Source organism: Streptomyces viridiviolaceus (assembly GCF_014650995.1).
Classification (GTDB): Bacteria; Actinomycetota; Actinomycetes; order Streptomycetales; family Streptomycetaceae; genus Streptomyces; species Streptomyces viridiviolaceus.
The window spans coordinates 1-618 of record NZ_BMWA01000115.1 but is presented as its reverse complement, the minus strand read 5'-3'; the positions used below and the strand labels follow the sequence as shown (position 1 = coordinate 618).

Here is a 618-nt window from a genome sequence, read left to right as displayed (position 1 = left end):
AGCAAATCTCAATGCAAAAAGCCCCACTTATTAAAAAGTGTTGGTGATAAAGACTAACAAAATAAGGAGTTCTTTTTAATCCGTTTAAAAAAGTTTCACGCTATGTTTAAAAGAAAATATAAAGACTCTGTTTTCAATCAAACGCTTAAAGTTATCGCTTGATTAAAATCAAGCTTTGGTATTTGGATTAAAAAACGCTTTGAGTGTTTTTTAGATTTTGCAATCAGTATCCCATTAATGAATATCAAAAAGCAAGCAAGTTTTCATTAAAAACCGCCCGCTTAAAAGAAGTTTTTAAAAGCGTTTCACTCCACTTCCGCATCAATCACATCATCGTCTTTTTTCTTGGGCTGCTCGGCGTTGTTTTTATTCGCCATGGCTTCGCCTAATTTTTGAGCCGCTTGCGTTAATAATTTTGTTTTGTCTTCAAGATCAGCTTTAGTAGCGTTATCGTTTTTGACGCACTCTTTAAGAGCGTTAATGGCGTTTTGAATCTCGTTAGCGTCGTTTTCATTCAAATTCGTTTTATGCTCATCAAGGCTCTTTTGGGTTTGGTGCGCCAAACTATCGGCATGGTTTCTCGCTTCAATCACTTCTTTTTTCCTAGCGTCTTCTTCT

The 618-nt window shown here is 35.8% G+C and carries 1 protein-coding gene; it reads right to left on the bottom strand.

The features are described 5' to 3' along the window. Positions 1 to 305 precede the first annotated feature (305 nt). Positions 306 to 618, bottom strand: a 313-nt coding sequence (locus tag IE260_RS43470; protein ID WP_189881038.1) for an Hsp70 family protein, incomplete at its 5' end; no start/stop codon positions are given.